Source organism: Streptacidiphilus sp. MAP12-33, assembly GCF_041261265.1.
Classification (GTDB): Bacteria; Actinomycetota; Actinomycetes; order Streptomycetales; family Streptomycetaceae; genus Streptacidiphilus.
Genome location: NZ_JBGCCA010000006.1, coordinates 1 through 24,126, shown reverse-complemented (window position 1 = coordinate 24,126; position 24,126 = coordinate 1). Strand labels below are relative to the sequence as shown.

Genomic DNA, 24,126 nt, shown 5'->3' with positions numbered 1-24,126 from the left:
CGTCAGCGGTCCGCGTTGAGCAGGTCCGCGACGACGTAGCCGGCCGAGTCGACGCCCTTGGTGCCGCCGACGACCTCGGCAGCGACGGAGATGTTGTCATCGAAGGCGACGAACCAGCCGTTGGTGCCGTCCTGCACCTCGGCGGTGCCGGTCTTGGCGCCGACGCCGCTCATGCCGCCGGTGCGCGGCGCGGCGGTGCCGCTCTGGGCCGTGTCGACCATCATCTGCCGCAGGTTGCTCGCGGTCTGGGGGCTGATGGCCTGGGCGGCCGGCTGCTGGGGCAGGCCCGGGACGAGGATCGGCTGCAGGAAGCCGCCATGCGCGACGGTCGCGCCGACGGAGGCCATCACCAGGGGGCTGACCAGGACGTCGCCCTGGCCGATCGCGTCCGCGGCGAGGTGGTTGCGGTCGGCGGCGGCCGGGATCGCGGGGTCCTGGGTGGCGACGCCGATGTGCCAGGAGCCGATGCCGAAGACGTTCGCGGCCTCCTGGCTGAGCGAGTCCAGGTGCGGCTGGGTGTTCTTGCCCCAGGCGTTGTCGAGCAGGCGGATGAAGGCGGTGTTGCAGGACATCGCGAAGGCGTCCTGCATGTCCGAGCCGGACGCCTGCTCGCCGTCCACGTTGTGGAAGATCTGCCCGAAGATCTGGACGGTGGGCGTGCAGTTCGCCGAGGTCCTCGGCCCCAGTCCGGCCTGGTCCATCAGTGTCGCCGCCGTGATGATCTTCATGGTGGAGCCGGGCGGTGAGTACCCGTTGATGGCCAGGTCGGCGTCCCCGTTGTAGGCGATCGCGCGGATCTGCCCGGTGTGGTGGTCGATGGCCACGACGCCGGACGCGTTGAGGGCGTGGGGGTCGTGCACCGCCTTCTCGGCCGCCGCCTGCAGCGTCGCGTCGAGGGTGGTCTTGAGCGTGGTCGGCGTTCCGGCGGTGAACACCTTGGCCGCGCTGACCGCCATGCCGGAGGCGTCGAGCACCGCGACGCCGCTGCCGGTCGTCCCGCTCGACTGGCCCGCGCCCTTGGTCCGCAGCTGGCTCAGGATGTCCGCGAGCGAGGGGAACTGGGCGGCCGTCAGCGGCTTGCCCTTGTCGTCGACCACCTGGACGCTCGTGGCGTCGGCCGGGACCGGGCCCGCCTGGAGGGACTGGCCGTCCTGCAGAGTGGGGTAGAGCACCGTGGGCGCCCACTTGACGGCCGTCTTGCCGTTCGTGCTCTGGACCACCGTCAGGGAGCCCTTGTAGGTCCAGGTGCCGCCCTTGACCTGGGCCGAGACGTCGTAGCTGACGAGCTCGGCCGCCGTGTCGTTGCTGGAGGCGCCGGCCGCGGTGATGTTCGAGAAGGTGATGCCCGTCAGGCCCAGGCCGTCGTGGTACTTCTGCAGCGCGGCCTGCGTGTTCAGCGGCGAGTCGGAGGCCTTGCCCGCGTCGGCGTAGTGGGTGGGCCCGGCCTGCCAGGCCTGGAGGAACATCGTGGCCTGCTGCTGCGCGACGGTCGCGCTGGGCGGGGTCGGCGAGAGCTGTGCGGCGCTGAACGTCGGCGGCGCGCTCGGCCCGCCGCCCAGCACCGCGCTGCCGATGTTGAAAGCGGCGTACCCGCCGCCCGCCACCATCGCCGTCGCCACCACGGCGACGGCGATCTTCGCGCCCTTGTTCATGCTCCGGCCCCCGAGAAGTGCTCAGTCCAGCTGTCCGTCGCACGGATGGTACGTGTGCGTTCACAGAGCAGGAAGGGATTTCAGGGATCCGTTATCGGAATCAGATCCAGGTGGGCCACCACATGCGGGCCCGCCAGCTGTCGATCGGAATCACCTGGGCGTCGTAGAGCGGGAGGAAATAGAGGAAATTCGCCATGATCGCGAGAATCAGGACACCCGCCCCGATCGCGCCGAGCAGGCGCCGGTCCCCGCGCGCCCTGGCGTGACCGAGGATCGCACCGATCATCAGTGCCACCGCGAGGGCGAGGTAGGGCTCGAAGTCGATCGTGTAGAAGAGGAAGATCGTCCGCTGCTGCCACTGGAACCACGGCAGGTACCCGGCCGCGACACCGACGCAGATTGCCGCCGCGCGCCAGTCCCGGCGGAAGAACCACCGGTACAGGCAGTACAGCAGCGCGAAGGTCGCGGTCCACCACAGCAGCGGTGTGCCGATGCCCAGCACCTCGCTGGAGCACTGCGCGACCGTGCAGCCGCTCTTCCCCAGCGTCGGCGACTCGTAGTAGAAGGACACCGGCCGCGCGTTGACCAACCAGCTCCACGGGTTGGACATGTAGGTGTGCGGGGTGTGCAGGTTGGTGTTGAAGTCCCAGATCTCCGAGTGGTAGTGCCACAGGCTGCGCAACGACTCGGGCACCCACGTCATGTCGAACTGCGGCAGGTTGTGCAGCGGTCCGATCGAGTCCGGGGAGAGGCCCTTGCGGCCGGCCGCCCAGTTGCGGTCGTACCCACCGGAGGTCGCCAGCCAGCCGGACCAGGAGGCGACGTACGTCAGCAGCGCCACGACGACCATCGAGAAGGTCGCCCACGGCGCGTCGTGCAGCAGCGCCGTCAGGTAGGGGCGCCGGGAGCCCGCCGTCTTGCGGGCGGCCGCGTCCCAGAGCACCGTCATGACACCGAAGAAGGCGACGAACCACAAGCCGTTCCACTTGGTCGCGCAGTCCAGACCCAGGCACACGCCCGCCAGCAGCCGGTACGGCCGCCAGCCCAGGCGCGCCGCGGTGGCGCGGGCGTGGTCCGGGGGCGCGTCGGGGTTGTCTGCGGTGGCCCCGACCAGGTCGGCCAGGCGGGCCCGGCTGCGGTCCCGGTCGATCAGCAGCAGACCGAACGCGCACAGGGCCCAGAACATCACCATCTGGTCGAGCAGGCCGGTGCGACTCATCACGTAGTGCAGGCCGTCCACGCTCAGCAGCAGACCCGCGACGCAGCCCAGCAGCGTGGAGCGGAACAGGCGGCGCCCGATCCGGCAGACCATCAGCACCGCGAGGGTACCCAGCACCGCGACCATGAACCGCCAGCCGAACGGGTTCAGGCCGAAGATCTGCTCGCCCAGTCCGATCACCCACTTGCCGGCCGGCGGGTGCGCGATGAACTCCGGACCGGTCGGGGTGGGGATGTGCTGCGGCGACTGCATGATGAGCGTGTTGGCGTTGTCCGCCCAGTTCCGCTCGTAACCGAAGTGCCAGATCGACCAGGCGTCCTTGGCGTAGTACGTCTCGTCGAAGATGATCGCGTTCGGCGTGCCGAGCTTCCAGAACGTCAGCACACCGGCGAAGAGCGTGATGAACAACGGGCCGATCCAGCCCGCCCAGCGGCAGGCGAACTGCCACAGGCCGTCCGGGACCCGCACGCCGAGCCGCGCGAGCACCGGCGAGGGCGCGCCCGTGGGCACGCCGGGCCCGTCCGGCATCGGCGGCACCAGGCGCTCCCGGAGCGGCGTGTGCCCGCTCGGCCGGTACCCGTACCGGCCGAGTCTGCGCGCCCACGGCGAGACCGGTTCACGCGCGGTCCGGCTCGCGCCGGTCCCGGTCCCGGTGGCGTCGACGGTCAGCGTCTCGGTCCTGTGTTCATGCACGCGAGCATCGTAGGGGCCGATCCTGTTCACACCAGAGGATCCACAGGATCTTCCGCTCGGTGAGTTCGGCCGGGTCGGCCCGCGCCCCTGGATCGTGCGACCGGCCCGGTGCGGAACAATGGGCGGGTGACAGGTCTACTCGTGCTGGCTGGAACCCCCATCGGTGACGTCGAGGACGCGCCGCCGAGGCTGGCGAAGGAGCTCGCCGAGGCGGACGTCATCGCCGCGGAGGACACGCGCCGTCTGCGGCGTCTCACCCAGGCGCTGGGGGTGGCGCCGACCGGGCGGATCGTCTCCTACTTCGAGGGCAACGAGGTCGGCCGCACCCCCGAACTGGTCGAGGCGCTGCTCGGCGGGGCCCGGGTGCTGCTGGTGACGGACGCGGGCATGCCGTCCGTCTCTGACCCCGGGTACCGGCTGGTCGCCGCGGCCGTCGAGGCGGGCGTGCGGATCACGGCCGTGCCGGGGCCCTCCGCCGTGCTGACCGCGCTGGCCCTGTCGGGGCTGCCGGTGGACCGTTTCTGCTTCGAGGGCTTCCTGCCGCGCAAGGGCGGCGAGCGCGGCGCCCGGCTGCGGGAGCTGGCCGCCGAGCCGCGCACGATGGTCTTCTTCGAGTCCCCGCACCGGATCGAGGAGTCCCTCAAGGCGATGGCCGAGGCCTTCGGCGCCGAGCGGGACGCCGCCGTCTGCCGTGAGCTGACCAAGACGTACGAGGAGGTCAAGCGCGGGCCCCTGGGCGAGCTGGCCGCCTGGGCCGCGGACGGCGTGCGCGGGGAGATCACCGTCGTGGTCGCCGGGGCGCCGCCCGCCGCGCCGACCGCCGTGGACGCGGCCGAGCTGGCCCGCCGGGTCGCGCTGCGCGTGGACGCGGGAGAGCACCGCAAGGAGGCGATCGCGGCGGTTGCGGTCGAGGCGGGCCTGCCCAAGCGCGAGGTCTTCGACGCGGTGGTGGCGGCGAAGTCGGCACCCTGACCTGCGCTTACCTTTCCGCCGAATGGGGCGTACGGTGGCGGGACAGGCAAATAAGGGACAAAGAGGCGCCCTCGTGATCCCCATGCCATCTCTCGGGGACGCCAAGAAGAACCAACTCTCCCCAAAGAAATGCCGTCGCCGCGCTGACCGGGCGGGCGGCGGGGAAATCATGGGGACGAGAAAGTCCCGCTCCGGGCGGACGCCCGCCGGGCACTGGGAGCACGTCATGAGCGAAACCTCCGCGCCCGCGCGTCGACCGAACCGACCGACCCTGGAGCCGGCCCACGAGGCCTACTCCTTCGCCTGCCTGAACTGCGGATTCGTCTGGGAACAGGCATACGAGATCGAGCACGTCGTCGACTACAACGGCCAGATGGTCTACCGCTACAAGGCCAACGGCGTCCCCGTCGCGTCGCCGTTGACGCACCCGGCCTGCCCGGGGTGCGGCGGCCCGCATGTCCGGATCATGCAGTCGGGGCGGGTGGCCCACGCGAACGCCGGCCACTTCTACGACCCGGACACGCGCGAGGCACGCCTGCTGGCGGAACACATGGCCGAGAGCACGGGGGGCCGCGTGGAGGACCAGGGAGAGGTGCGGCCGACCGCGCCCCAAGCGCCGCGGCGCCACTGGTGGAGCCGCCGCCCCCGGTGACGATCCCGGTGGTGTTACCAACGCCGTTCTCGGTGCCGTTGCCGGTGCCGTTCGCGGTGGCGGGAGTGTCGCCGACCGAGGCGTGGTCACCCGGGCGGGGCCACCGTCGGCGGCCGATACCATTACGGCATGACCGCCGTCCAGAACACCGGTAAGAGCTACTACGTCTCGACGCCGATCTACTACGTCAACGACCGCCCGCACCTCGGTCACGCGTACACCACCGTCGCAGGCGACGTGCTGACCCGCTGGCACCGCCAGCGGGGCGAGCAGGTGTGGTACCTCACCGGGACGGACGAGCACGGCCAGAAGATCATGCGCACCGCCGAGGCCAACGGCGTCACGCCGCAGGAGTGGTGCGACAAGCTCGTCGAGGAGGCATGGAAGCCCCTCTGGGAGCACCTGGAGATCGCCAACGACGACTTCATCCGCACCACCGAGGACCGGCACACGGCCCGGGTGCAGGAGTTCGTCCAGGACCTGTACGACAAGGGCGAGATCTACCAGGGCGGCTACGAGGGCCCGTACTGCGTGGGTTGCGAGGAGTACAAGGCCCCGGGCGAGCTGCTCGACGGCGAGGGTGAGTTCGCGGGTCACAAGATCTGCGCCATCCACAAGAAGCCGGTCGAGATGCTCAAGGAGGAGAACTACTTCTTCAAGCTCTCCGAGTACGGCCCCAAGCTGCTGGAGTTCTACGCGGCCAACCCCGGCTTCATCCAGCCGGAGTCGGCGCGTAACGAGGTGGTCCGCTTCGTCGAGCAGGGCCTGCAGGACCTCTCCATCTCCCGGTCCACCTTCGACTGGGGCGTGCAGATCCCGTGGGACCCGAAGCACGTCATCTACGTGTGGGTGGACGCGCTGCTCAACTACGCCACCGCCGTCGGCTACGGATCCGACCAGGAGAAGTTCGAGTCGACCTTCCCGGCCGACGTGCACCTGGTGGGCAAGGACATCCTCCGCTTCCACGCGGTGATCTGGCCGGCGATGCTGATGGCCAACGGCCTGCCGCTGCCCAAGCGCGTGGTCGCCAACGGCTGGCTGATGGTCGGCGGCGAGAAGATGAGCAAGTCCAACCTGACCGGCATCGCCCCGCAGGACCTGACCCAGCACTTCGGCGTGGACGCGTACCGGTACTACTTCCTGCGCGCGATCCCGTTCGGCACCGACGGCTCGTTCTCGTGGGAGGACTTCTCCGCCCGCTACACCTCCGAGCTCGCCAACGACTTCGGCAACCTCGCCTCGCGGGTGGCGGCCATGGTCGGCAAGTACTTCGACGGCGTGCTGCCGGCCGCGACGGCGTCCGGCCCGGCCGAGGAGGCGCTGGCCGCGGGTCTGGCGAAGGCTGTCGCCGAGTCGGACGACAAGATCGGCGAGAAGCTGGACTTCGCCGGCGGCATCGCGGCGATCTTCGAGTTCGTCAAGCAGGTCAACGGCTACCTCACCGAGCAGGAGCCGTGGAAGGTCGCCAAGGACGAGTCCGCGGAGGGCCAGGCCCGCCTCGCGACGATCCTCTACGCGGCGGCGGAGTCGCTGCGCGGCGTGGCGGTCCTGCTGAACTCGGTCATGCCGCGGGTCTCGGGCCTGCTGTGGGACTCCCTCGGCGCGGAGGCCGTGCTCGGCGCGCTGGCCGACCAGCGGATCGGCGAGGCGGCGCAGTGGGGCACGCTTCCGGCGGGCGTCACGGTCACCAAGGGTGAGATCCTCTTCCCGCGCCTTGAGGAGAAGAAGGACTAAGAGGCAGTCGCACGTCCCCAGGGGCGCGGGGAACTGCGCGAGAACCACTGATGAGCGGATGGCCCTGCACGTTCGGGGTTCTTCCGCCGAGGGTGGCTTGTCGCGCGGTTCCTCGCGCCCCTCACGTGGCTGAGAAAGGTTTTCAACGTGGCCCGCTCCAAGGGTGACAACACGGCGCCTCCGGCGCCGGAGCCGCTGCGGGTGCCCGTCGCGGACTCGCACACGCATCTGGACATGCAGGACGCGACCCCCGAGGAGATCCTCGCCAAGGCCGCGTCCGTCGGTGTGAACACGGTCGTCCAGGTCGGGTGCGACATTCCCGGTTCACGCTGGGCCGCGGAGCTCGCGGCGGTACACGCGAACGTGCACGCCACGGTGTCCCTGCATCCGAACGAGGCGCCGCGGATCGTGCTCGGCGACCCGGACGGCTGGAGCGGTCAGAAGCGCGGCCCGGGCGGGATGGCGGCGCTGGACGCCGCGATCGCGGAGATCGACGCGCTGGCCGGGCTGCCGCAGGTGCGGGGCGTGGGGGAGACCGGGCTGGACTACTTCCGCACCGGGCCCGAGGGCGTGGAGATCCAGCAGGAGTCGTTCCGCCGTCACATCGCGCTGGCGAAGAAGCACGGCAAGGCGCTGGTGATCCACGACCGCGACGCCCACGGGGACGTGCTGCGCATCCTGGTCGAGGAGGGCGCGCCCGATCGGACCGTCTTCCACTGCTACTCCGGTGACGAGGAGATGGCCAAGGTCTGTGCGGAGGCGGGGTACTACCTGTCGTTCGCGGGGCCCGTCACCTTCCCGGCCAACCACCACCTGCGGGCGGCGCTGGCCGTCACTCCGATGGACCGCATCCTGGTGGAGACGGACGCGCCGTTCCTGACGCCGGCGCCGTTCCGGGGGCGGCCGAACGCGCCGTACCTGATCCCCCTCACGCTGCGCGCGATGGCGCAGGTCAAGGGCGTCGGGGAGGACGAGATGGCGGCGGCGGTCGCGGCGAACACGGCGCGCGCGTTCGATTACTGACACGCGGCGTCCGCTCGCGGTTCCACCCTCCGGGGGACGTGACGGTCGCCCCCGGAGGTCGTTGAACAGTCCGCGGTCGAGGGGCCGCAGGTGGACGAACGACCAGGTGGGAGCACGCGTGAACGTTTCTTCGGGCGGAGCCTCCGGCGGGGCGCAGCGTACCGTGCCGCAGGCGCTGATCCTGGCCCTGCTGGTCGGCGGCACCGGCGCGTTCCTGGCCGAGGAGGCGCGGAGCGCGGACGCGGAGCGGGTCGCCGAGGCGGCGGACGTGCTGCCGGACGGCGCCCTCGCGGGTGTCCCGCAGGCGAGCCGGGCCGGGGACGCCGCGCCCGGTGGCGCCGTCGAGGCGGCAGACGCGCGTGCCGCGGCCGTGGCGCTGTCGGCTCCGCGCACGGTGGAGACACTGGTGCTGCCGCACGCGCCGGGAGCGCCCGCCGCCCCGCAGCTGCCCTCCCGGCCGCGGCACGCCCGGCCCCGCCACCGCGCGGCGGAGGAGGTCCGCCCGGCCGGCCTCGCCGAGCAGGCCGCGAACCGTGGCCGGCACCGTGCGTCCTCTCCGCTCGTGCACTTCGGGACGGGCGCGCTCGACTGGTCCGCCCTCGCCCGCTGCGAGTCGGGCGGCAACCCGCACATCACCGACCCGTCCGGGCGCTACGGCGGGCTCTACCAGTTCGACGCCCACACCTGGCACAGTCTCGGCGGCCGCGGCCTCCCGCAGAACGCCTCCGCCTCCGAACAGACCTCCCGTGCCGTCGCCCTCTTCCACGAGCGCGGCTCCGCGCCCTGGCCCGTCTGCGGTCACCGCGCGGAGCACTGATCCGGCCGCCGGTCCGCGCCGCGCGGCCGCAGCTCTGGGCGGGGCCCCCGGGCCCGTATCCTTGCCGGGTGAGCACCACCGATCCCGAATCCGCCCCTTCCGCAGAGTCCGGCACGGCGCCGTCCGACTCCGCGCTGCTGGGCCCCGCTGACGTCCGTGAACTGGCCGGACGGCTCGGCGTACGGCCGACCAAGCAGCGCGGGCAGAACTTCGTCATCGACGCGAACACCGTCCGGCGGATCGTGCGCGCGGCGGAGGTGCGGCCCGACGACGTCGTCGTGGAGGTCGGACCGGGGCTCGGCTCGCTGACGCTCGGGCTGCTGGAGGCCGTGGACCGGGTCACCGCGATCGAGATCGACCCGCTGCTGGCGCAGCACCTGCCGACCACCGTCGCCGCGCGGATGCCGGCGAAGGCGGACCGGTTCGCGCTGGTGCACGCGGACGCGATGACCGTCACCGAGCTGCCGGGCCCGGCGCCCACCGCGCTGGTGGCCAACCTGCCGTACAACGTGGCGGTCCCGGTGCTGCTGCACATGCTGGAGATGTTCCCCAGCATCGAGCGCACGCTGGTCATGGTCCAGTCGGAGGTCGCCGACCGGCTCGCCGCGCAGCCGGGCAACAAGGTCTACGGGGTGCCCTCGGTCAAGGCCCAGTGGTACGCGCGGGTCAAGCGCGCCGGGGCGATCGGCCGCAACGTGTTCTGGCCCGCGCCGAACGTCGACTCCGGTCTGGTCTCGCTGGTGCGCCGTGACGAGCCGCTGAAGACGACCGCCACGCGGCAGGAGGTCTTCGCCGTGGTCGACGCGGCGTTCGCCCAGCGGCGCAAGACCCTGCGCGCCGCGCTCGCGGGCTGGGCGGGCAGCCCGGCCGCCGCCGAGGCCGCGCTCGCCGCCGCCGGGCTCGACCACCGGCTGCGCGGCGAGGCGCTGACGGTGGAGCAGTTCATCGCCATCGCCGAGAACAAGCCGCCCACGCCGCAGGGCTGAGCGTCTTCCCTCCCGTCAGGCCTGCGTCCGCCTCAGCACACAGTCAGTCACCAGGAGCCTTCCGCCGATGAACGCGTCCGAGTCCGTCCTCGAACCGGCTTCCGCGTCCCTGCCCGACAGCGTCACCGTCCGCGTCCCGGCCAAGGTCAACGTGCAGCTGGCGGTGGGCGGCCGCCGGGCGGACGGGTTCCACGCGCTGGCGACCGTCTTCTTCGCGGTCGGCCTGTGGGACACCGTCACCGCGCGTCCGGGCCGGGGCGTCACGCTGACCGTCTCCGGCCGGGACGCCGACGTCGTGCCGACGGACGACAGCAACCTGGCCGCCCGCGCGGCGCTGGCGCTCGCCGCGCACCACGGCGTGGAGGCGAACGTCGCGCTGCACATCGACAAGGACATCCCCGTCGCGGGCGGCATGGCCGGCGGCAGCGCGGACGCGGCGGCGGCGCTGCTCGCCTGCGACGTGCTGTGGGGACTGGGCACGGACCGCGAGACGCTCTTCGGCCTCGCGGCCGACCTCGGCAGCGACGTGCCGTTCTCGATGCACGGCGGGGTGGCGCTCGGTGAGGGCCGCGGCGAGCGGCTGACGCCGGTGCCGGTCGGCGGCACGTTCCACTGGGTCTTCGCCGTCGCCGACGGCGGCCTGTCCACACCCGCCGTCTACGGCGAGTGCGACCGCCTGCGCGAGGAGGCCGGCGGCCCCGGCGGCGCGGACGAGTCCCGCGTGCCGCAGCCGAGCGCGGATGCCGCCCTGTTGGACGCCCTCGCGTCCGGCGACGCCGCCGCGCTCGGGGCGGCCCTCGGCAACGACCTCCAGCCGGCCGCGCTCTCGCTGCGCCCCGCCCTGGCACGGACGCTGCGGGCGGGAACCGAGGCGGGCGCGATCGGGGCCCTGGTCTCCGGCTCCGGCCCCACCTGCGCGTTCCTGGCCAAGGACGCCGGCGCGGCCGCGGCGGTCGCGGCCGCGCTGGTCAAGTCCGGCACCTGCCGCGAGGTCCGGCTCACGGAAGGCCCGGTCCCGGGCGCGACCCTGGCCTGATCCGCGGGCCCGAGCGGCCGGTCCGAGTGGCCGGTCCGGGCGTCCCGCCTGAGCGGCCGGCCCGGTCGCGCGGGTCAGCGGGTGGTGAACGCGCCGCCGTTCACGTGGATGGTCTGGCCAGTGAGATGGCGGGCGCCCGGGGAGGCGAGGAAGAAGACCGTCTCGGCGACGTCGAAAGGCGTGCCGGGGCGGCCGTCGTGCGTCTCGGCGACCAGGGAGGCGTGGCGTTCGGGCGTCATCGCGCCCTGGAAGAACCCGGTGTCGGCGATGTAGCCGCACGAGACCACGTTGGCGCTGACCCCGTGCGGGCCGAGCTCCGCGGAGAGAAAGCCGTTCCACGCCTGCAAAGCGGCCTTCGCCGCGCCGTAGGAGCCCCCACGGCGCTCCGCGCCGATGGAGCCGATGCTGATCACGCTGCCTCCGGGTGTGAACCGGTCGCGCAGGGCGTCGGTGGTGAGCACGGCTGTCAGCACGTTGAGGCGGTACATCGCCTCCCACTGCTCCAGCAGGCCGCCGCCCTCCGGCGTGGGGGCGAGTCCGCCGGCCGCGTTCACCAGGACGTCGACCCGGTCCCCGACCTGCTCCGCGAGCCGGGCCACGGCCTGCGGGTCGGTGCCGTCGCAGACCACGCCCGTCACGCCGGACCCGGCGGCCACCGCGTCCAGCCGGTCCTTCCGCCGCCCGGTGACGAACACCCGGGCCCGCTCGTCGGCGGCGAACCGCGCGGCCACCGCCCGTCCGATCCCGCTGCTCCCGCCGGTCACCACCACCGTGCGCAGGTCCGTCATCGACTTCCGCCCTCCCCGACAGCTGTATGTTTAGAGCTAAACGTAGCAGTGCGACGAGGGGAAGGCGCAGTGACGGAGTTCGGGCCGCAGATCGAGGCGGCGGAGATCGCCGCCGCCTGGCAGCGCGAGCGGCCGGGGACACCGACCGGGTCGATCGAGATCGTCACGCCGATCCTGCGGCTGGCCAAGCTGTTCGCCGACGACCGCGCGCGGGTCCTGCGGGCGGCTGGTCTCGACTCCGCGACCTTGGACCTGCTCTCGGTGCTGCGCCGCGCCGGGGCCCCCTACGCGCTGACCACCCGGGAGCTCACCCGCCGGACCCTGGTCACCGCCGGCGCGATCTCGCAGCGCGTCGCCCGCGCCGAGCGGGAGGGCCTGGTGGAGCGCCGTGGCACCCCGGAGCCGGGTTCGCGCGCCGTACTGGTCTCCCTCACGCAGGCGGGGCACGCGCTCGTCGAGCGGTCCGTCGACGCCGTGCTCGGCCGGGAGGCGCAACTGGTCGGCGGCCTCGATCCGGAGCAGCGTGCGGCGCTGTCCGGGCTGCTCGATCGACTGCTGGCCGACGCCCGATCCCGGATCGGCGAACCGAGCTGAACGCCCGGCCCACTACCCTGGTAGGTCGGCACCTCATCCGAGCCCCCGCAGGAGCGCAGCACTCGTGGCAGTCAACCTCGTCACCGTCGAAGCCGTCACCAAGGTCTTCGGCACCCGAGCCGTGCTCGACGGCGTGTCCGTCGGCGTCAGTGAGGGTGACCGGATCGGCGTGGTCGGCCGCAACGGAGACGGCAAGTCGACGCTCACGCAGATCATGGCCAAGAGCCAGGAGCCGGACACCGGCCGTGTGACGCACGTGACCGGCCTCGCCATCGGCGTGCTGGCCCAGGGCGACGCGCTGGACCCGAAGGCGACCATCCGCCACGAGGTGGTCGGCGACAAGGCCGACCACGAGTGGGCGGGCGACGCCCGCATCCGCGACGTGCTCACCGGCCTGTTCGACGGCCTGGACCTGTCCGGCTTCCCGCAGGGCCTGGACACCGTCATCGGCCCGCTCTCCGGCGGTGAGCGACGCCGGATCGCGCTGGCGAAGCTGCTGATCGAGGACCACGACCTGCTGGTCCTGGACGAGCCGACCAACCACCTCGACGTCGAGGGCATCGCCTGGCTCGCCGGGCACCTCCAGGCGCGCCGTAGCGCGCTCGTCGTCGTCACCCACGACCGCTGGTTCCTCGACCAGGTCTGCACCCGGATGTGGGACGTGGAGTCCGGCGCCGTCCACGAGTACGAGGGCGGCTACTCCGACTACGTCTTCGCCCGCGCCGAGCGCTCCAGGATCGCGGCGACGGAGGAGACCAAGCGGCAGAACCTGGTCCGCAAGGAGCTGGCCTGGCTGCGCCGCGGTGCCCCCGCCCGTACCTCGAAGCCGCGCTACCGCGTCGAGGCTGCGAACGAGCTGATCGCGGACGTGCCGCCGCCGCGCGACCGGGTCGAGCTGATGAAGTTCGCCAACTCACGGCTCGGCCGGACGGTCTTCGACCTGGAGGACGTGACCGTCCAGGCCGGTGACAAGCTGCTGCTGGAACGTCTCACCTGGCAGCTCGGCCCTGGCGACCGCGTCGGCCTGGTCGGTGTGAACGGCGCCGGCAAGACCTCCCTCATGCGCGCGATGCAGCAGGCCTGGGCCAGCGACGGCGAGCAGCAGCCGGCCGGCGGCAAGGTCGCGGTCGGCAAGACCGTCAAGCTCGCCTACCTCTCCCAGGAGGTCGCCGAACTGCCCGGCACGCTGCGCGTGCTGGAGGCGGTGGAGCAGGTGCGCGGCCGCGTCGACCTGGGCAAGGGCCGTGAACTGTCCGCGAGCCAGCTCTGCGAGACGTTCGGGTTCACAAAGGAGAAGCAGTGGACGCCCGTCGCCGATCTCTCCGGTGGTGAGCGGCGCCGGCTGCAGCTGCTGCGCCTGCTCATGGACGAGCCCAACGTGCTGTTCATGGACGAGCCCACCAACGACCTCGACATCGAGACCCTCAACCAGCTGGAGGACCTCCTCGACGGCTGGCCGGGGTCGCTCGTGGTGATCTCGCACGACCGGTTCTTTATCGAGCGCACCACGGACAACGTCTGGGCGCTGCTCGGCGACCGCCGTCTGCGGATGCTGCCGCGCGGCATCGACGAGTACCTGGAGCGCCGCGCCGCCCTGGTCGAGGCCACGGCCCCGGCCCCGGTCGCCAAGAAGGCCGGCGGCGACACCCGTGCGGCGAAGAAGGAGCTCCAGCGGATCGAGCGCCAGCTCGCCAAGCTGGAGGAGAAGGAGACCAAGCTCCACGCCCAGATGGCCGAGCACGCCGCGGACTTCGGCAGGATCGCCGAGCTGGACACCCAGCTGCGCGCCGTCAAGGACGAGCGCGACGAGCTGGAGATGCAGTGGCTGGAGCTCGCCGAAGACGCGTGAGCGTCCCGGGGCCGGCTCCCGCCCCTCCGGGGAGATGTCCGAACCTCCGGGCCAACTGACGGCGCGTCGGTACCGGTGTGTACAGTCGATGGCTGGTTCGGAGACGAGGAGTCTGATGGTTGACGCCCTGGAGGGGTTCGCGAACCGTCTGTGGACGGAGCCGCCGGCCATCGGGTTCAGTGCGGGCGCCGACATGCATCTGGCGGCGCTCGCCGTATGGGTGGCCGGGCTCTACGGATTCAGCTACGAGGGCCCGATGTTCCCGGATCAACGGCGGCGTTTCGTAGGTCAGTTGCGCTTCCGGCGCAGCGAGGATCCGCTCGCGCGGCGCACCGCCGCGTGGATGCGCAATCCGGCCGCCGACCAGGCGCTGCCGCCGCCCGTGCACTGGCATGTGAACGGCGGTATCGGGTTCCATCCGCCTGGCTGGCCGCAGGAGGCGCGGGCGTATCCGACACCGGACGCCCAGGTGGCGCTGGCCAGGATGGAAGAGCGGATCACCTGGGAGTTCGGGCGCAGGCCCAAGCGCGGGCGGCCGGACGTCCAGATTCCCGAGGTGTCCCTTCCCGCGCCGATGGACCGCCCGTACACGACATGATGGGGGAAAGAGTGCAGCAACCGTTCGAGCGGTTGGCCCAAGCCCAGGGCCGGCTGTCCCGGCTCGTCGACATAGCCAGGAGGGCGAGCGAGGTGCCGGTCGGCGCCTTCGAGGACCAGGACCGTTCGGGTTCGGTCCGGGTCCGCCTGGCCGAGGACGGATTGCCCGAGAGCATCCGGCTGCTGTCGGGATGGCGCGGCAAGTGTGGGACCGGGGGGCTGTCCGGGGCCGTCCTCGAGGCGGCGCAGCAGGCCATGGCCCGCCGCATGGCCTCGTGGGCAAAGGCGTTGGACGACTCGGGTGTCACCGAGATGGTGGCGACGGTGGACCAGCCGGCAGCGGCTCCCGCGGCGGGCCACGCCGGCCAGGAGCGCAGCCCCTTCCAGGCCGCGGCGTACGCCGCGCAGGAGCCGCCGAGGGAGCTCTCGGCCATCGTCGAGGACGCGTTCTCACTGCTCGACGCGTTCGACGGCGGTCCGGGCGGCGGTGGCCTGGCCACCGGTACGCACGCGGGGGGCAGCACCGAGAGCGTCTCCATCGTGCTGACCGAGCACGCCATCCGGAGCTGCGTCGTCGACTCGCGGTGGGCGGAGACCCAGGACGACGGCCGGATCGAGGCCGCCCTGCGTTCGGCCCTGCACGAGGCGAGGCAGGCCGCCGCCACTCGGGGCCCGGACTTCCGCGACCGCAGCGGCGCGCTGGTCGCCGAGCTGATGGCCAGGATCGCGGGTGTATCCCAGGGGAGCCGGCCCACCTCGACCCGCGAAGGAGCGTTCTGATGAGTGGTCAGGGCTACACCGTCACCGTGGACACGCTCTACAAGGAGGCGGGCACCTGGAACGACGAGGGCTACAAGCTGTCCACCATCAAGGCGGACGTGATGCCGCTGCGGATGGGTGGCGTCCCGGCGGGCATCTTCGAACCCCTCGCGTCGTCGATCGACGCCTTGGTGCAGTCGATGGCGGACCGTGCGTCGGAAGGGAGTGACGAGATGTACAGGATCGCGGGGGCCCTGCGCATGACGGCCAACGGCTACGAGACCCACGAGACCGCGACGGCCCAGTCGTTCAACACCCTGCACGGCTGACCGGACGCATCGGAGGATCGCAGTGTTCAACCCCTCGCAGTTCCACGAGACCGTCCAGCGGATCAACACCAAGGTCCCGGACGTGCAGCACAAGGCTTCGCAGATCGACATCGCCTCGGTCAAGCTGGCCAACGAGTGGTTCATCCCCGAGCCGGTCGCCCGGCTGATCATCTGGCTGAAGGACGAGCTGATCAAGCTCGTCGAAGAGCTGATGAACATGATGACGCAGGTCATGGAAGGCATCGAGGCGCCGATCACCATGTGGGAGGACGCCTACAAGTGGGAGACCGTGCGTGGCATCGCCACCAGCGTCGCCGCTGACGTGAACCCGTCCTCGCTGGGTTCCACCGGGCAGTGGACCGGCGATGCCGCGACGGCGTACACGAACGCCATCGGCCCTCAGTCGACCGCGGCCGCACAGCTCGCCACGATCGCCGACTCCACGGCCAGTTCGCTGCGGTCCTGTGCGGAGGCGGGGCTCGCCTTCTACATTGCGGTGGCGCTCGTCGTGGCCCAGTTCATCGCCGCGGAGATCACCGCCGCCGCGGGTGACGCGAGCGTCGTGGCTGCGCCCGCCGGCCTCGCGGCCGGGCTGGCTGCGGCCGCCACGGCGGTCGGTGTCTTCGTCGGCCTGGTCGCGGCGATCGGCACCCTGATCGGTACCGAGGCCAGCCAGGTGTCGACCCTGCACGGCCTGGCCGTGGACAGTACCGCCTTCCCGAGCGGTCGTTGGCCCGTCGCGACGAACATCTGAGGGCACCCGGGCGGGTGCCGGCGGCGTGGCGCTCCACGCGGTGATCGGTGGAGCGCTCGCGGCCCCGGAGGGCGGGGAAGATCCCGGATTTCACATCTGGCCGCTGGCCAGGTAATGTCTTCCTCGTTCGCCCCTATAGCTCAGTCGGTAGAGCGTCTCCATGGTAAGGAGAAGGTCTGCGGTTCGATTCCGCATGGGGGCTCCGCAACGAAGGCCCGCATCCGATCCGGATGCGGGCCTTCGGCGTTCTGATCCCCCGTTCGGGCGGTGTTGTGGCGGACCTCGGGCACAATGCGCTGTGATGGGTCGTCACACATCGTGCCAGGGGAGGGCGGAGGGCGCCGTGGGTGTTCGGCTCGTGGTCGTGGACGACCACCGGTTGCTCGCGGAGGCGCTGGCCGCGGCCTTGCAGTTGCGTGGGCACCGGGTGCTCGCTGTCGGGACGCCGACGGGCGTCGCCGCCGATCTGGTGGCGAGCCGGAGGCCGGAGGCGTGCCTGCTGGGGGTGGCCCGGCCGCAGGACGGGGCCGCGCTCGACGCGATCCGGCGGATCCGGCGGGAGCGGCCGGAGGTCGCGGTCGTGGTGATGGGCAATGTGGACCACCTCGCCGGAGTGGCCGCGGCGTTCGCGGCCGGGGCGGCCGGGTACGTCCGGCAGGACGAGCGGATCGAGGTCGTCGAGCGCGCGCTCGGACGGGTGCGGGCGGGGGAGGCCGCGGTCTCGCCGGAGCTGCTGCGGGTCGCGTTCGACCAGCTGTTGCGACCGGCCTCGGAGCCGGACGACGAGGCGCTGCGCCTGCTGCGGCTGCTGACCCGGCGCGAGGCGGAGGTGCTGGCCAGGATCGCCGAAGGCCAGGACACGCACGAGATCGCCGAAGGCATGCGGATCGCGCCGAGCACCGCGCGGACCCATGTGCAGCGGGTTCTGGTGAAGCTCGGCGCGCGCACCCGCCTGGAGGCGGCCGCCGTCGCGGCGCGGACCGGGTTGCTGGAGCAGGTCGGCGGCTCCGCCGACTGAGCGGATGTTCGACATGTCGATGTGAAAACGAACAGTTCCGAACAGTTCCTTCCGAATCTCGGAGGGTTCTCGATGCCCGCTGCTCACTTGGGCGAGGAGTCTCCCCCCGGCCTGTTGACTGCTGCTTGTTTATGTTCGATTATGTTGAACCGAGCGAGCGAGAACGTCTGCGAGGCCGACCTTGGAGAACCCCGTAGTGAAGAAGACCAGCACGCGACTGGCCGACGGCCGTGAGTTGATCTACTACGACTCCCGTGACGACGCCGTCCGCGACGCCGAGGACCGCCGGCCGCTGCCGCACGGTGAGACCCTCTCCGAACTGCGCCACGACCCCGTACTCGACGAGTGGGTGGTCGTCGCCGCCCATCGGCAGGGCCGGATCTACCACCCGCCGGCGGACGAGTGCCCGCTCTGTCCCTCCCGGGACGGGCGCCTGAGCGAGATCCCCGAGCCCGACTACGAGGTCGTGGTCTTCGAGAACCGCTTCCCCTCTCTGGCCACCCACCCGCACCCCGAGCAGGTCCGGGCGACGCCGCCACACGTGATCAGGCCGGCGGCCGGGCGCTGCGAGGTGGTCTGCTTCACCCCCGACCACGACGCCTCCTTCGCCGACCTCACGCCACGCCAGGTCGCCACGGTGCTGGAGGCCTGGACGGACCGCACCGCCGAGCTGTCCGCGCTGCCCGGAGTCGAGCAGGTCTTCTGCTTCGAGAACCGTGGAGCGGAGATCGGGGTCACCCTGGGCCACCCGCACGGGCAGATCTACGCCTACCCGTTCGTGACCCCGCGCACGGAGCGGATGACCGCCGCGGCCGCCGCGCACCGGCGCGAGACCGGACGCAACCTCTTCGAGGACCAGCTGGCGGCGGAGCGCGTGTCCGGCGAGCGGATCGTCGTCGCGGGGGAGCACTGGACCGCCTTCGTGCCGTTCGCGGCCCACTGGCCCTATGAAGTGCATCTGTATCCCAACCGCCGGGTCCGTGACCTGCTCGCGCTCAACGACGACGAGCGCGCCGAGTTCACACACGTGTACCTCGACCTGCTGCGGCGCTTCGACCTGCTGTTCACAGCGGAGGAGCCGGGGCAGGAGGGGAGCACGGGGGGCGCGGTCAACAGGACGCCGTACATCGCCGCCTGGCACCAGGCCCCCGTGCGGCACGGCGCCGGTGCCCGGGAGGGAGCCGATGAGCTGGCGCTTCACATGGAGCTCTTCACCATCCGTCGTACCGTAGGGAAGCTCAAGTTCCTGGCCGGCTCGGAGTCCGGCATGGACGTGTTCATCAACGACGTCGCGCCCGAGAACGCCGCGCGACGCCTGCGGGAGGTCAAGCCATGAGTCAGTACCTGGTCACCGGTGGCGCCGGCTACGTCGGGGGTGTCGTTGCGGCGCACCTGCTGGAGGCGGGGCACCAGGTGGTCGTTCTCGACGACCTGTCGACGGGCTTCCGCGAGTCGGTGCCCGACGGGGCGACCTTCGTGCAGGGCCGGGTCCAGGACGCCGCCGAGGTGCTGGACGGCTCCTTCGACGGGGTGCTGCACTTCGCCGCCAGCTCCCAGGTGGGCGAGTCCGTGGTGGACCCGGAGAAGTACTGGCGCAACAACGTGGCGGGCTCGCTGGAGCTGCTGACAGCGATGCGCAAGACGGGCGTGCGCCGCCTGGTCTTCTCCTCCACGGCCGCCGTCTACGGCGAGCCGGAGACGACGCCGATCGTCGAGACCGCGCCGACCAGCCCGACCAACCCGTACGGCGCCAGCAAGCTGGCCGTCGACCACATGATCACCAGTGAGGCGAACGCCCACGGCCTGGCCGCGGTGTCGCTGCGCTACTTCAACGTCGCCGGGGCCTACGGCCGCCAGGGCGAGCGCCACGACCCGGAGTCGCACCTGATCCCGCTGGTCATCCAGGCCGCGCTGGGCAGTCGCCCGCACATCTCCGTCTTCGGCGAGGACTACCCGACGCCCGACGGCACCTGCGTACGCGACTACATCCACGTCGCCGACCTGGCGGAGGCCCACCTGCTGGCCCTTGGCGCCGCCAGGTCCGGCGAGCACCTGATCTGCAACCTCGGCAACGGCAACGGCTTCTCGGTGCGCGAGGTCATCGAGGCCGTGCGCCGGGTGACGGGCCGTGAGATCAAGGCGGTCGTCGCCGAGCGCCGTCCCGGTGATCCGGCCGTGCTGGTGGCCTCCGCCGACCGCGCGCACCAGGCCCTCGGCTGGCGTCCGCGCCGGGCCGATCTGGACGGCATCGTCGCCGACGCCTGGGAGTTCGCGCTCTCCCTCGCCGGCGAGAACGCGTCCGCCGTACCGCAGCATCCCTGACACCCCGCCCCCGCCGCGAGCCCCGGTCCAGCTGCCGGGGCCCGGTGCGGTGCGACTCCGCAGCCCTAGGAGATCCCGCCCGTGAACACGCCGCACGAGTCCGCCGTCCTGGTCGCCGAGGAGTTCGTCGCTCTGTACGGGCGGGAGCCGGAGGGCGTCTGGCAGGCGCCCGGCCGGATCAACCTGATCGGCGAGCACACCGACTACAACGACGGCTTCGTGCTGCCGGTGGCCCTGCCGCACGCCGCCCGTGTCGCGGTGGCCCGTCGGGACGACGGCCGGGTGCGGGTGCACAGTTCACAGGGCGACGGGGTCGTGGTCGAGTTCACGGTCGACTCGATGGCGCCGGGGTCCGTCGAGGGCTGGGCCGCCTATCCGGCGGGCGCGTTGTGGGTGCTGCGCGAAGAGGGGCACGCGGTGCCCGGGATCGACCTGCACCTGGACAGCGAGGTGCCGTTCGGAGCCGGGCTCTCCTCCTCGGCGGCGCTGCAGTGCGCGGTGCTGCTGGCCTGTGACGAGCTGCTCGGCCTCGGCATCGAGCGGCCGCGGCTGGCGCGGCTCGCACAGCGGGCGGAGAACGACTACGTGGGCGCGCCGGTCGGCGTGATGGACCAGACGGCCTCGCTCTGCTGCACCGAGGGGGCCGCGCTCTTCCTGGACACCCGTGACATGTCGCAGCGCCAGGTTCCGCTCGATCTGGCCGCGGGTGGCCTGGTCCTCCTCGTCGTCGACACCCGGGTGGAGCACGGCCACGCGGATGGCGCCTATCGTCACCGCCGGGCCGGCTGCGAGCGCTCCGCGGACTTGCTGGGCGTCAAGGCGCTGCGCGACGTCGATGTCGAGGCGGCGGACGGCGCCGCGCTGGACGCGCTGCTCGCGCGGCTGCCGGAGGAGGAGCTGCGGCGGCTCACTCGGCACGTGGTCACCGAGAACGCCCGCGTGCTGGCGGCCGAGCGGCTGCTGGCCGCCGGTGAGCTGCGAGCCCTCGGGCCCGTCCTCACGGCCGGTCATGCCTCCCAGCGGGACGACTTCGCGATCTCGTGCCCGCAGTCCGACACGGCGGTGGACACCGCTCTCGCCCACGGCGCGCTCGGCGCGCGCCAGACGGGCGGCGGATTCGGCGGCTGCGTGATCGTGCTGACCGAGCCGGTCCGGGTGGCGGGGATCTCGGCGGCGATCGAGGCGGCCTACGCCGCCGAGGACGGCTGGAACGCCCCGGCCTTCTTCACCGCGACCCCCGCCCCCGGCGCGCGGCGGCTGGGGTGACCAACTCATAAGTCGAGCTTATGGGGTCATAAAGAACGACTGACTACTGTGGCAGGGTGATCCAGGTGAGGGTTGCCTAACCAGAAGGTTCGCCCTCGCCTTCGTCCGTCCTGCTGTCGTTCCGAGGAGTACTCCGTCATGACTCGCCCCCTGCGGATCGCCGTCGTCGGGTCCGGTCCCGCCGGCATCTACGCCGCCGATGCCCTGCTCAAGTCGGACGTCGCGCAGGACCCGGGCGTGTCCATCGACATCCTCGAGCGCATGCCTGCCCCGTTCGGCCTGATCCGGTACGGCGTCGCCCCCGACCACCCGCGGATCAAGGGCATCATCGCCGCGCTGCACCAGGTGATGGACAAGCCGCAGGTACGCCTCTTCGGCAACGTCGACTACCCGAACGACCTCACCCTCGACGAGCTGAGGAACTTCTACGACGCGGTGGTCTTCGCGACCGGCGCCAACGCCGACCGCGCCCTCGGCATCCCCGGGATCGATCTGGAGGGCTCCTACGGCGCGGCCGACTTCGTGTTCTGGTACGACGGCCACCCCGACGTCCCGCGCAGTTGGCCGCTCACGGCCGAGAAGGTGGCCGTGCTGGGTGTCGGCAACGTCGCGCTGGACGTCGCCCGGGTGCTGGCCAAGACCGCGGACGAGCTGCTGCCGACGGAGATCCCCGCCAACGTGTACGAGGGCCTGAAGCAGAACCGCGCCAAGGAGATCCACGTCTTCGGCCGCCGCGGCCCGGCGCAGGCCAAGTTCAGCCCGATGGAGCTGCGCGAGCTGGACCACTCGCCGAACATCGAGGTCATCGTCGCCCCCGAGGACATCGACTACGACGAGGGCTCGATCGCGACCCGGCGCGGCAACAAGCAGGCCGACATGGTCGCCGCCACGCTCGAGAACTGGGCGATCCGGGATGTCGGCGACCGCCCGCACAAGCTCTACCTGCACTTCTTCGAGTCGCCTGTGGAGGTGCTCGGTGAGGACGGCCGGGTGGTGGGCCTCCGTACGGAGCGCACCGAGCTGGACGGTAGCGGGAACGTCCGTGGGACGGGCCGGTTCACACACTGGCCGGTCGAGTCCGTCTACCGCGCGGTCGGCTACTACTCCGAGGAGTTGCCGAAGCTCCCGTTCGACGTGGACTCCGGCACGGTCCCGCACGACGCGGGCAGGGTCGAGCCCGGCACGTACGTCACCGGCTGGATCAAGCGCGGCCCGGTCGGCCTGATCGGCCACACCAAGGGCGACGCGAACGAGACCGTCGCCTCGCTGCTCGCCGACCACGCCGCCGGCGAGTTCGCGGGCGCGACCGCCCCCGAGCCGGAGGCGGTGGACGCCTTCCTGCGGGAACGCGGCGTCCGCTTCACCACCTGGGAGGGCTGGCAGCGCCTCGACGCCCGCGAACGCGAGCTGGGCGCGGCGCAGGGCCGCGACCGCGTCAAGATCGTCCCCCGCGACGCCATGCTCGACGCCTCCGGCGCGTAGCCCCCATCCACCCACCGCGCCCGCGCCCGCGGGCGGCGCGCGGCGGGCACGCGCGAGTCGCCCCAGCCGGCCCGTCGCCGCTGCGCAGCGCGCTCCGCGCTTGGGCACGCGAAGGTCGCGCTACGCCGCCCGTCGCCGCTGCGCAGCGCGCTCCGCGCTCGCGGGGGCGCGGGGCCGTGGTCGTACGGGAGCCTCGGCCGTCCCGGCGCAGCTCCGCGCTCCGACCGGGCGTTGCCGCGCGGTGGGCATGCCCAGGTCGCGCTACGCCGCCCGTTGCCGCTGCGCAGCGCGCTCCGCGCTCGCGGGGGCGCGGGACCCTGGTCGCACGGGAGCCTCGGCCGTCCCGGCGCAGCTCCGCGATCGGGCCTGGCGTTGCCGCGCGGTGGGCATGCGCGGGTCGCGCTACGCCGCCCGTTGCCGCTGCGCGGCGCGCTCCGCGCTCGCGGGGGCGCGGGACCCTGGTCGCACGGGAGCCTCGGCCGTCCCGGCGCCTCTTCGCCCGGCGCGCCGCCGCCTCGGCGTGCCGGGCCGCCTCGTCTCGGTGCGCCCCCGGTGCCCGTGCCCGCGTCCGTACGAGGCCCGTGGCTCGCCCCGTCGTGGTGCTGTCGATTCGGCCGGTGCGTGCCGGTAACAGGACTCGTTCGGCTGATAGCTGCGCGTGGCGGGAGGCGCGAGCCTACGCTGGGTGGTGGAGGAGGCGGGTGCTGCGTCAGGGGGAGCGGACGTGGGGCGGATCAGGGTACTTGTGGCCGACGGACATCGGATCTTCGCGGAGGCGTTGGCGACCGCGCTGGCCGCAGAGCCCGATGTGGAGGTCGCGGCGGCGGGCAGCGCCGCCGGGGCGGAGCGCGCGCTGGAGCGGGCCGCGGCGGAGGCGCGGGCCTTTCAGGTGATGCTGGTCGACGCCGATCTGGGCGCGGGCGGCCTGAGCGCCGTGGCGCCGATCGGGCGCGCCGCCGCCCAGGTGCCGGCGCAGCGGCGGACGCCGGGTGGGGTGGGCGTGGTCGCCGGTCACGCGCCCGTCGGTGACGGGATCGCCCTGGTCGGGCGGATGCGCGCGGTCCATCCCGAGCTGCGGGTGATCGTGCTGGCGTCCGCCGACGACCCCCACCGGGCGGTACGGGCGCTCCAGGCGGGCGCGGGGGGCTGGGTCGCCAAGGAGAGCTCGCTCGGCCGCCTGATGGCCGTCATCCGGGGCGTGATGCGCGACGAGACGCACCTGCCGCCGAGCCTGCTCACGGGTGTCGTCCGCGAGCTCACCGCCGCGCGCCGCGACCGGACGGAGAGCGAGCGCCTGGTCGACAGCCTCACGCCGCGCGAGAAACAGGTGCTGCGCTGCATGGTCGCGGGGCTGGGGCGGCAGGCCGTGGCGGACCGGCTCTACCTCTCCCCGCACACCGTGCGCACGCACATGCAGAACGTCCTCGGCAAGCTCGGGGTGCACTCGACGCTCGCAGCGGTCGCGCTCGCACGCCGTGCGGGTGTCGGGCCGGTGGGGGGCGGGGGGGGGGGGGGCGCCCCCCCGGGCCGGCGGCGGCCCGGGGGGGCCGGCGCGGCGGGGGGCCGGGGGGCGCACGGAGGCGC

Annotated in this window: 22 protein-coding genes and 1 tRNA gene; 20 read left to right on the top strand and 3 right to left on the bottom strand. The window is 72.4% G+C overall.

What is annotated here, in order from left to right; genetic code table 11:
* Positions 1-2: 2 nt before the first annotated feature.
* Positions 3-1,652, bottom strand: a complete 1,650-nt coding sequence (locus tag ABH931_RS08285) for a penicillin-binding transpeptidase domain-containing protein (RefSeq protein WP_370111395.1) — start codon at positions 1,650-1,652, stop codon at positions 3-5.
* Between the two features lie 100 nt (positions 1,653-1,752).
* Positions 1,753-3,564, bottom strand: a complete 1,812-nt coding sequence (locus ABH931_RS08280; RefSeq protein ID WP_370111394.1) for a dolichyl-phosphate-mannose--protein mannosyltransferase — start codon at positions 3,562-3,564, stop codon at positions 1,753-1,755.
* A 126-nt stretch (positions 3,565-3,690) separates the two neighbouring features.
* On the opposite strand from ABH931_RS08280, the gene rsmI reads away from it, so the two are divergent.
* From rsmI to ABH931_RS08245, 7 genes are all read left to right on the top strand, one after another.
* Positions 3,691-4,536 carry a 16S rRNA (cytidine(1402)-2'-O)-methyltransferase gene (rsmI, locus tag ABH931_RS08275; RefSeq protein WP_370111393.1) on the top strand — a complete coding sequence of 282 codons (846 nt, stop codon included), beginning with the start codon at positions 3,691-3,693 and terminating at the stop codon, positions 4,534-4,536.
* 226 nt (positions 4,537-4,762) lie between these two features.
* Positions 4,763-5,188, top strand: a complete 426-nt coding sequence (locus tag ABH931_RS08270) for a hypothetical protein (protein ID WP_370111392.1) — start codon at positions 4,763-4,765, stop codon at positions 5,186-5,188.
* A 129-nt stretch (positions 5,189-5,317) separates the two neighbouring features.
* Positions 5,318-6,922 carry a methionine--tRNA ligase gene (gene metG / locus ABH931_RS08265; protein WP_370111390.1) on the top strand — a complete coding sequence of 535 codons (1,605 nt, stop codon included), beginning with the start codon at positions 5,318-5,320 and terminating at the stop codon, positions 6,920-6,922.
* Positions 6,923-7,069: 147 nt separating this feature from the next.
* Positions 7,070-7,945, top strand: a complete 876-nt coding sequence (locus ABH931_RS08260) for a TatD family hydrolase (RefSeq protein WP_370111389.1) — start codon at positions 7,070-7,072, stop codon at positions 7,943-7,945.
* A 118-nt stretch (positions 7,946-8,063) separates the two neighbouring features.
* The gene (locus tag ABH931_RS08255) at positions 8,064-8,762 is read left to right on the top strand and encodes a transglycosylase family protein (protein WP_370111387.1); all 699 of its coding nucleotides are present in this window, start codon (positions 8,064-8,066) and stop codon (positions 8,760-8,762) included.
* Positions 8,763-8,830: 68 nt separating this feature from the next.
* Complete coding sequence (gene rsmA / locus ABH931_RS08250; protein WP_370111385.1) at positions 8,831-9,748, top strand: 16S rRNA (adenine(1518)-N(6)/adenine(1519)-N(6))-dimethyltransferase RsmA; 918 nt, start codon at positions 8,831-8,833, stop codon at positions 9,746-9,748.
* 67 nt (positions 9,749-9,815) lie between these two features.
* Positions 9,816-10,784: a 4-(cytidine 5'-diphospho)-2-C-methyl-D-erythritol kinase gene (locus ABH931_RS08245; RefSeq protein WP_370111383.1), complete on the top strand. Its 969-nt coding sequence runs from the start codon at positions 9,816-9,818 to the stop codon at positions 10,782-10,784.
* A 74-nt stretch (positions 10,785-10,858) separates the two neighbouring features.
* Here the strand turns inward: ABH931_RS08245 and ABH931_RS08240 are convergent, their stop codons facing one another.
* Positions 10,859-11,572 (bottom strand): SDR family NAD(P)-dependent oxidoreductase, encoded by a 714-nt coding sequence (locus ABH931_RS08240; RefSeq protein ID WP_370111381.1) that lies wholly within the window; start codon positions 11,570-11,572, stop codon positions 10,859-10,861.
* 69 nt (positions 11,573-11,641) lie between these two features.
* Here ABH931_RS08240 and ABH931_RS08235 point away from each other — a divergent pair, with 69 nt between their 5' ends.
* The 13 genes from ABH931_RS08235 to ABH931_RS08175 all read left to right on the top strand — a co-directional run.
* The gene (locus ABH931_RS08235; RefSeq protein ID WP_370111379.1) at positions 11,642-12,166 is read left to right on the top strand and encodes a MarR family winged helix-turn-helix transcriptional regulator; all 525 of its coding nucleotides are present in this window, start codon (positions 11,642-11,644) and stop codon (positions 12,164-12,166) included.
* A gap of 64 nt (positions 12,167-12,230) precedes the next feature.
* Entirely contained in the window at positions 12,231-14,015 is a 1,785-nt protein-coding gene (locus ABH931_RS08230) for an ABC-F family ATP-binding cassette domain-containing protein (protein WP_370111378.1), read from the top strand.
* 115 nt (positions 14,016-14,130) lie between these two features.
* On the top strand, positions 14,131-14,613 hold the full coding sequence (locus ABH931_RS08225) for a hypothetical protein (RefSeq protein WP_370111376.1): 483 nt from the start codon (positions 14,131-14,133) through the stop codon (positions 14,611-14,613).
* An 11-nt stretch (positions 14,614-14,624) separates the two neighbouring features.
* The gene (locus ABH931_RS08220) at positions 14,625-15,392 is read left to right on the top strand and encodes a hypothetical protein (protein ID WP_370111374.1); all 768 of its coding nucleotides are present in this window, start codon (positions 14,625-14,627) and stop codon (positions 15,390-15,392) included.
* Positions 15,392-15,700 carry a hypothetical protein gene (locus tag ABH931_RS08215; RefSeq protein WP_370111373.1) on the top strand — a complete coding sequence of 103 codons (309 nt, stop codon included), beginning with the start codon at positions 15,392-15,394 and terminating at the stop codon, positions 15,698-15,700. Before ABH931_RS08220 ends, ABH931_RS08215 begins: the two co-directional genes overlap by 1 nt.
* A 22-nt stretch (positions 15,701-15,722) precedes the next feature.
* The gene (locus ABH931_RS08210; protein WP_370111371.1) at positions 15,723-16,454 is read left to right on the top strand and encodes a hypothetical protein; all 732 of its coding nucleotides are present in this window, start codon (positions 15,723-15,725) and stop codon (positions 16,452-16,454) included.
* 129 nt (positions 16,455-16,583) lie between these two features.
* A tRNA-Thr gene (locus tag ABH931_RS08205) sits at positions 16,584-16,656 on the top strand.
* A 141-nt stretch (positions 16,657-16,797) separates the two neighbouring features.
* Positions 16,798-17,472: a LuxR C-terminal-related transcriptional regulator gene (locus ABH931_RS08200; RefSeq protein ID WP_370111370.1), complete on the top strand. Its 675-nt coding sequence runs from the start codon at positions 16,798-16,800 to the stop codon at positions 17,470-17,472.
* 196 nt (positions 17,473-17,668) lie between these two features.
* On the top strand, positions 17,669-18,808 hold the full coding sequence (galT, locus tag ABH931_RS08195; RefSeq protein ID WP_370111369.1) for a galactose-1-phosphate uridylyltransferase: 1,140 nt from the start codon (positions 17,669-17,671) through the stop codon (positions 18,806-18,808).
* Positions 18,805-19,794: a UDP-glucose 4-epimerase GalE gene (galE, locus tag ABH931_RS08190; protein WP_370111368.1), complete on the top strand. Its 990-nt coding sequence runs from the start codon at positions 18,805-18,807 to the stop codon at positions 19,792-19,794. Before galT ends, galE begins: the two co-directional genes overlap by 4 nt.
* An 81-nt stretch (positions 19,795-19,875) precedes the next feature.
* A complete protein-coding gene (galK, locus tag ABH931_RS08185) occupies positions 19,876-21,060 on the top strand; it encodes a galactokinase (RefSeq protein ID WP_370111367.1) in 1,185 nt (394 codons plus the stop codon).
* A 138-nt stretch (positions 21,061-21,198) separates the two neighbouring features.
* Positions 21,199-22,542, top strand: a complete 1,344-nt coding sequence (locus ABH931_RS08180) for an FAD-dependent oxidoreductase (RefSeq protein WP_370111366.1) — start codon at positions 21,199-21,201, stop codon at positions 22,540-22,542.
* Positions 22,543-23,266: 724 nt separating this feature from the next.
* Positions 23,267-24,126 (top strand): LuxR C-terminal-related transcriptional regulator (locus tag ABH931_RS08175; protein ID WP_370111365.1); only part of this gene is annotated, 860 nt, incomplete at its 3' end.

Coding starts and splice junctions, on each gene's coding strand:
- metG (WP_370111390.1), top strand. CDS start 5,318: ATGACCGCCGTCCAGAACACCGGTAAGAGCTACTACGTCTCGACGCCG.
- ABH931_RS08240 (WP_370111381.1), bottom strand. CDS start 11,572: ATGACGGACCTGCGCACGGTGGTGGTGACCGGCGGGAGCAGCGGGATC.
- ABH931_RS08180 (WP_370111366.1), top strand. CDS start 21,199: ATGACTCGCCCCCTGCGGATCGCCGTCGTCGGGTCCGGTCCCGCCGGC.
- ABH931_RS08285 (WP_370111395.1), bottom strand. CDS start 1,652: ATGAACAAGGGCGCGAAGATCGCCGTCGCCGTGGTGGCGACGGCGATG.
- ABH931_RS08270 (WP_370111392.1), top strand. CDS start 4,763: ATGAGCGAAACCTCCGCGCCCGCGCGTCGACCGAACCGACCGACCCTG.
- ABH931_RS08225 (WP_370111376.1), top strand. CDS start 14,131: ATGGTTGACGCCCTGGAGGGGTTCGCGAACCGTCTGTGGACGGAGCCG.
- ABH931_RS08245 (WP_370111383.1), top strand. CDS start 9,816: ATGAACGCGTCCGAGTCCGTCCTCGAACCGGCTTCCGCGTCCCTGCCC.
- ABH931_RS08215 (WP_370111373.1), top strand. CDS start 15,392: ATGAGTGGTCAGGGCTACACCGTCACCGTGGACACGCTCTACAAGGAG.
- galE (WP_370111368.1), top strand. CDS start 18,805: ATGAGTCAGTACCTGGTCACCGGTGGCGCCGGCTACGTCGGGGGTGTC.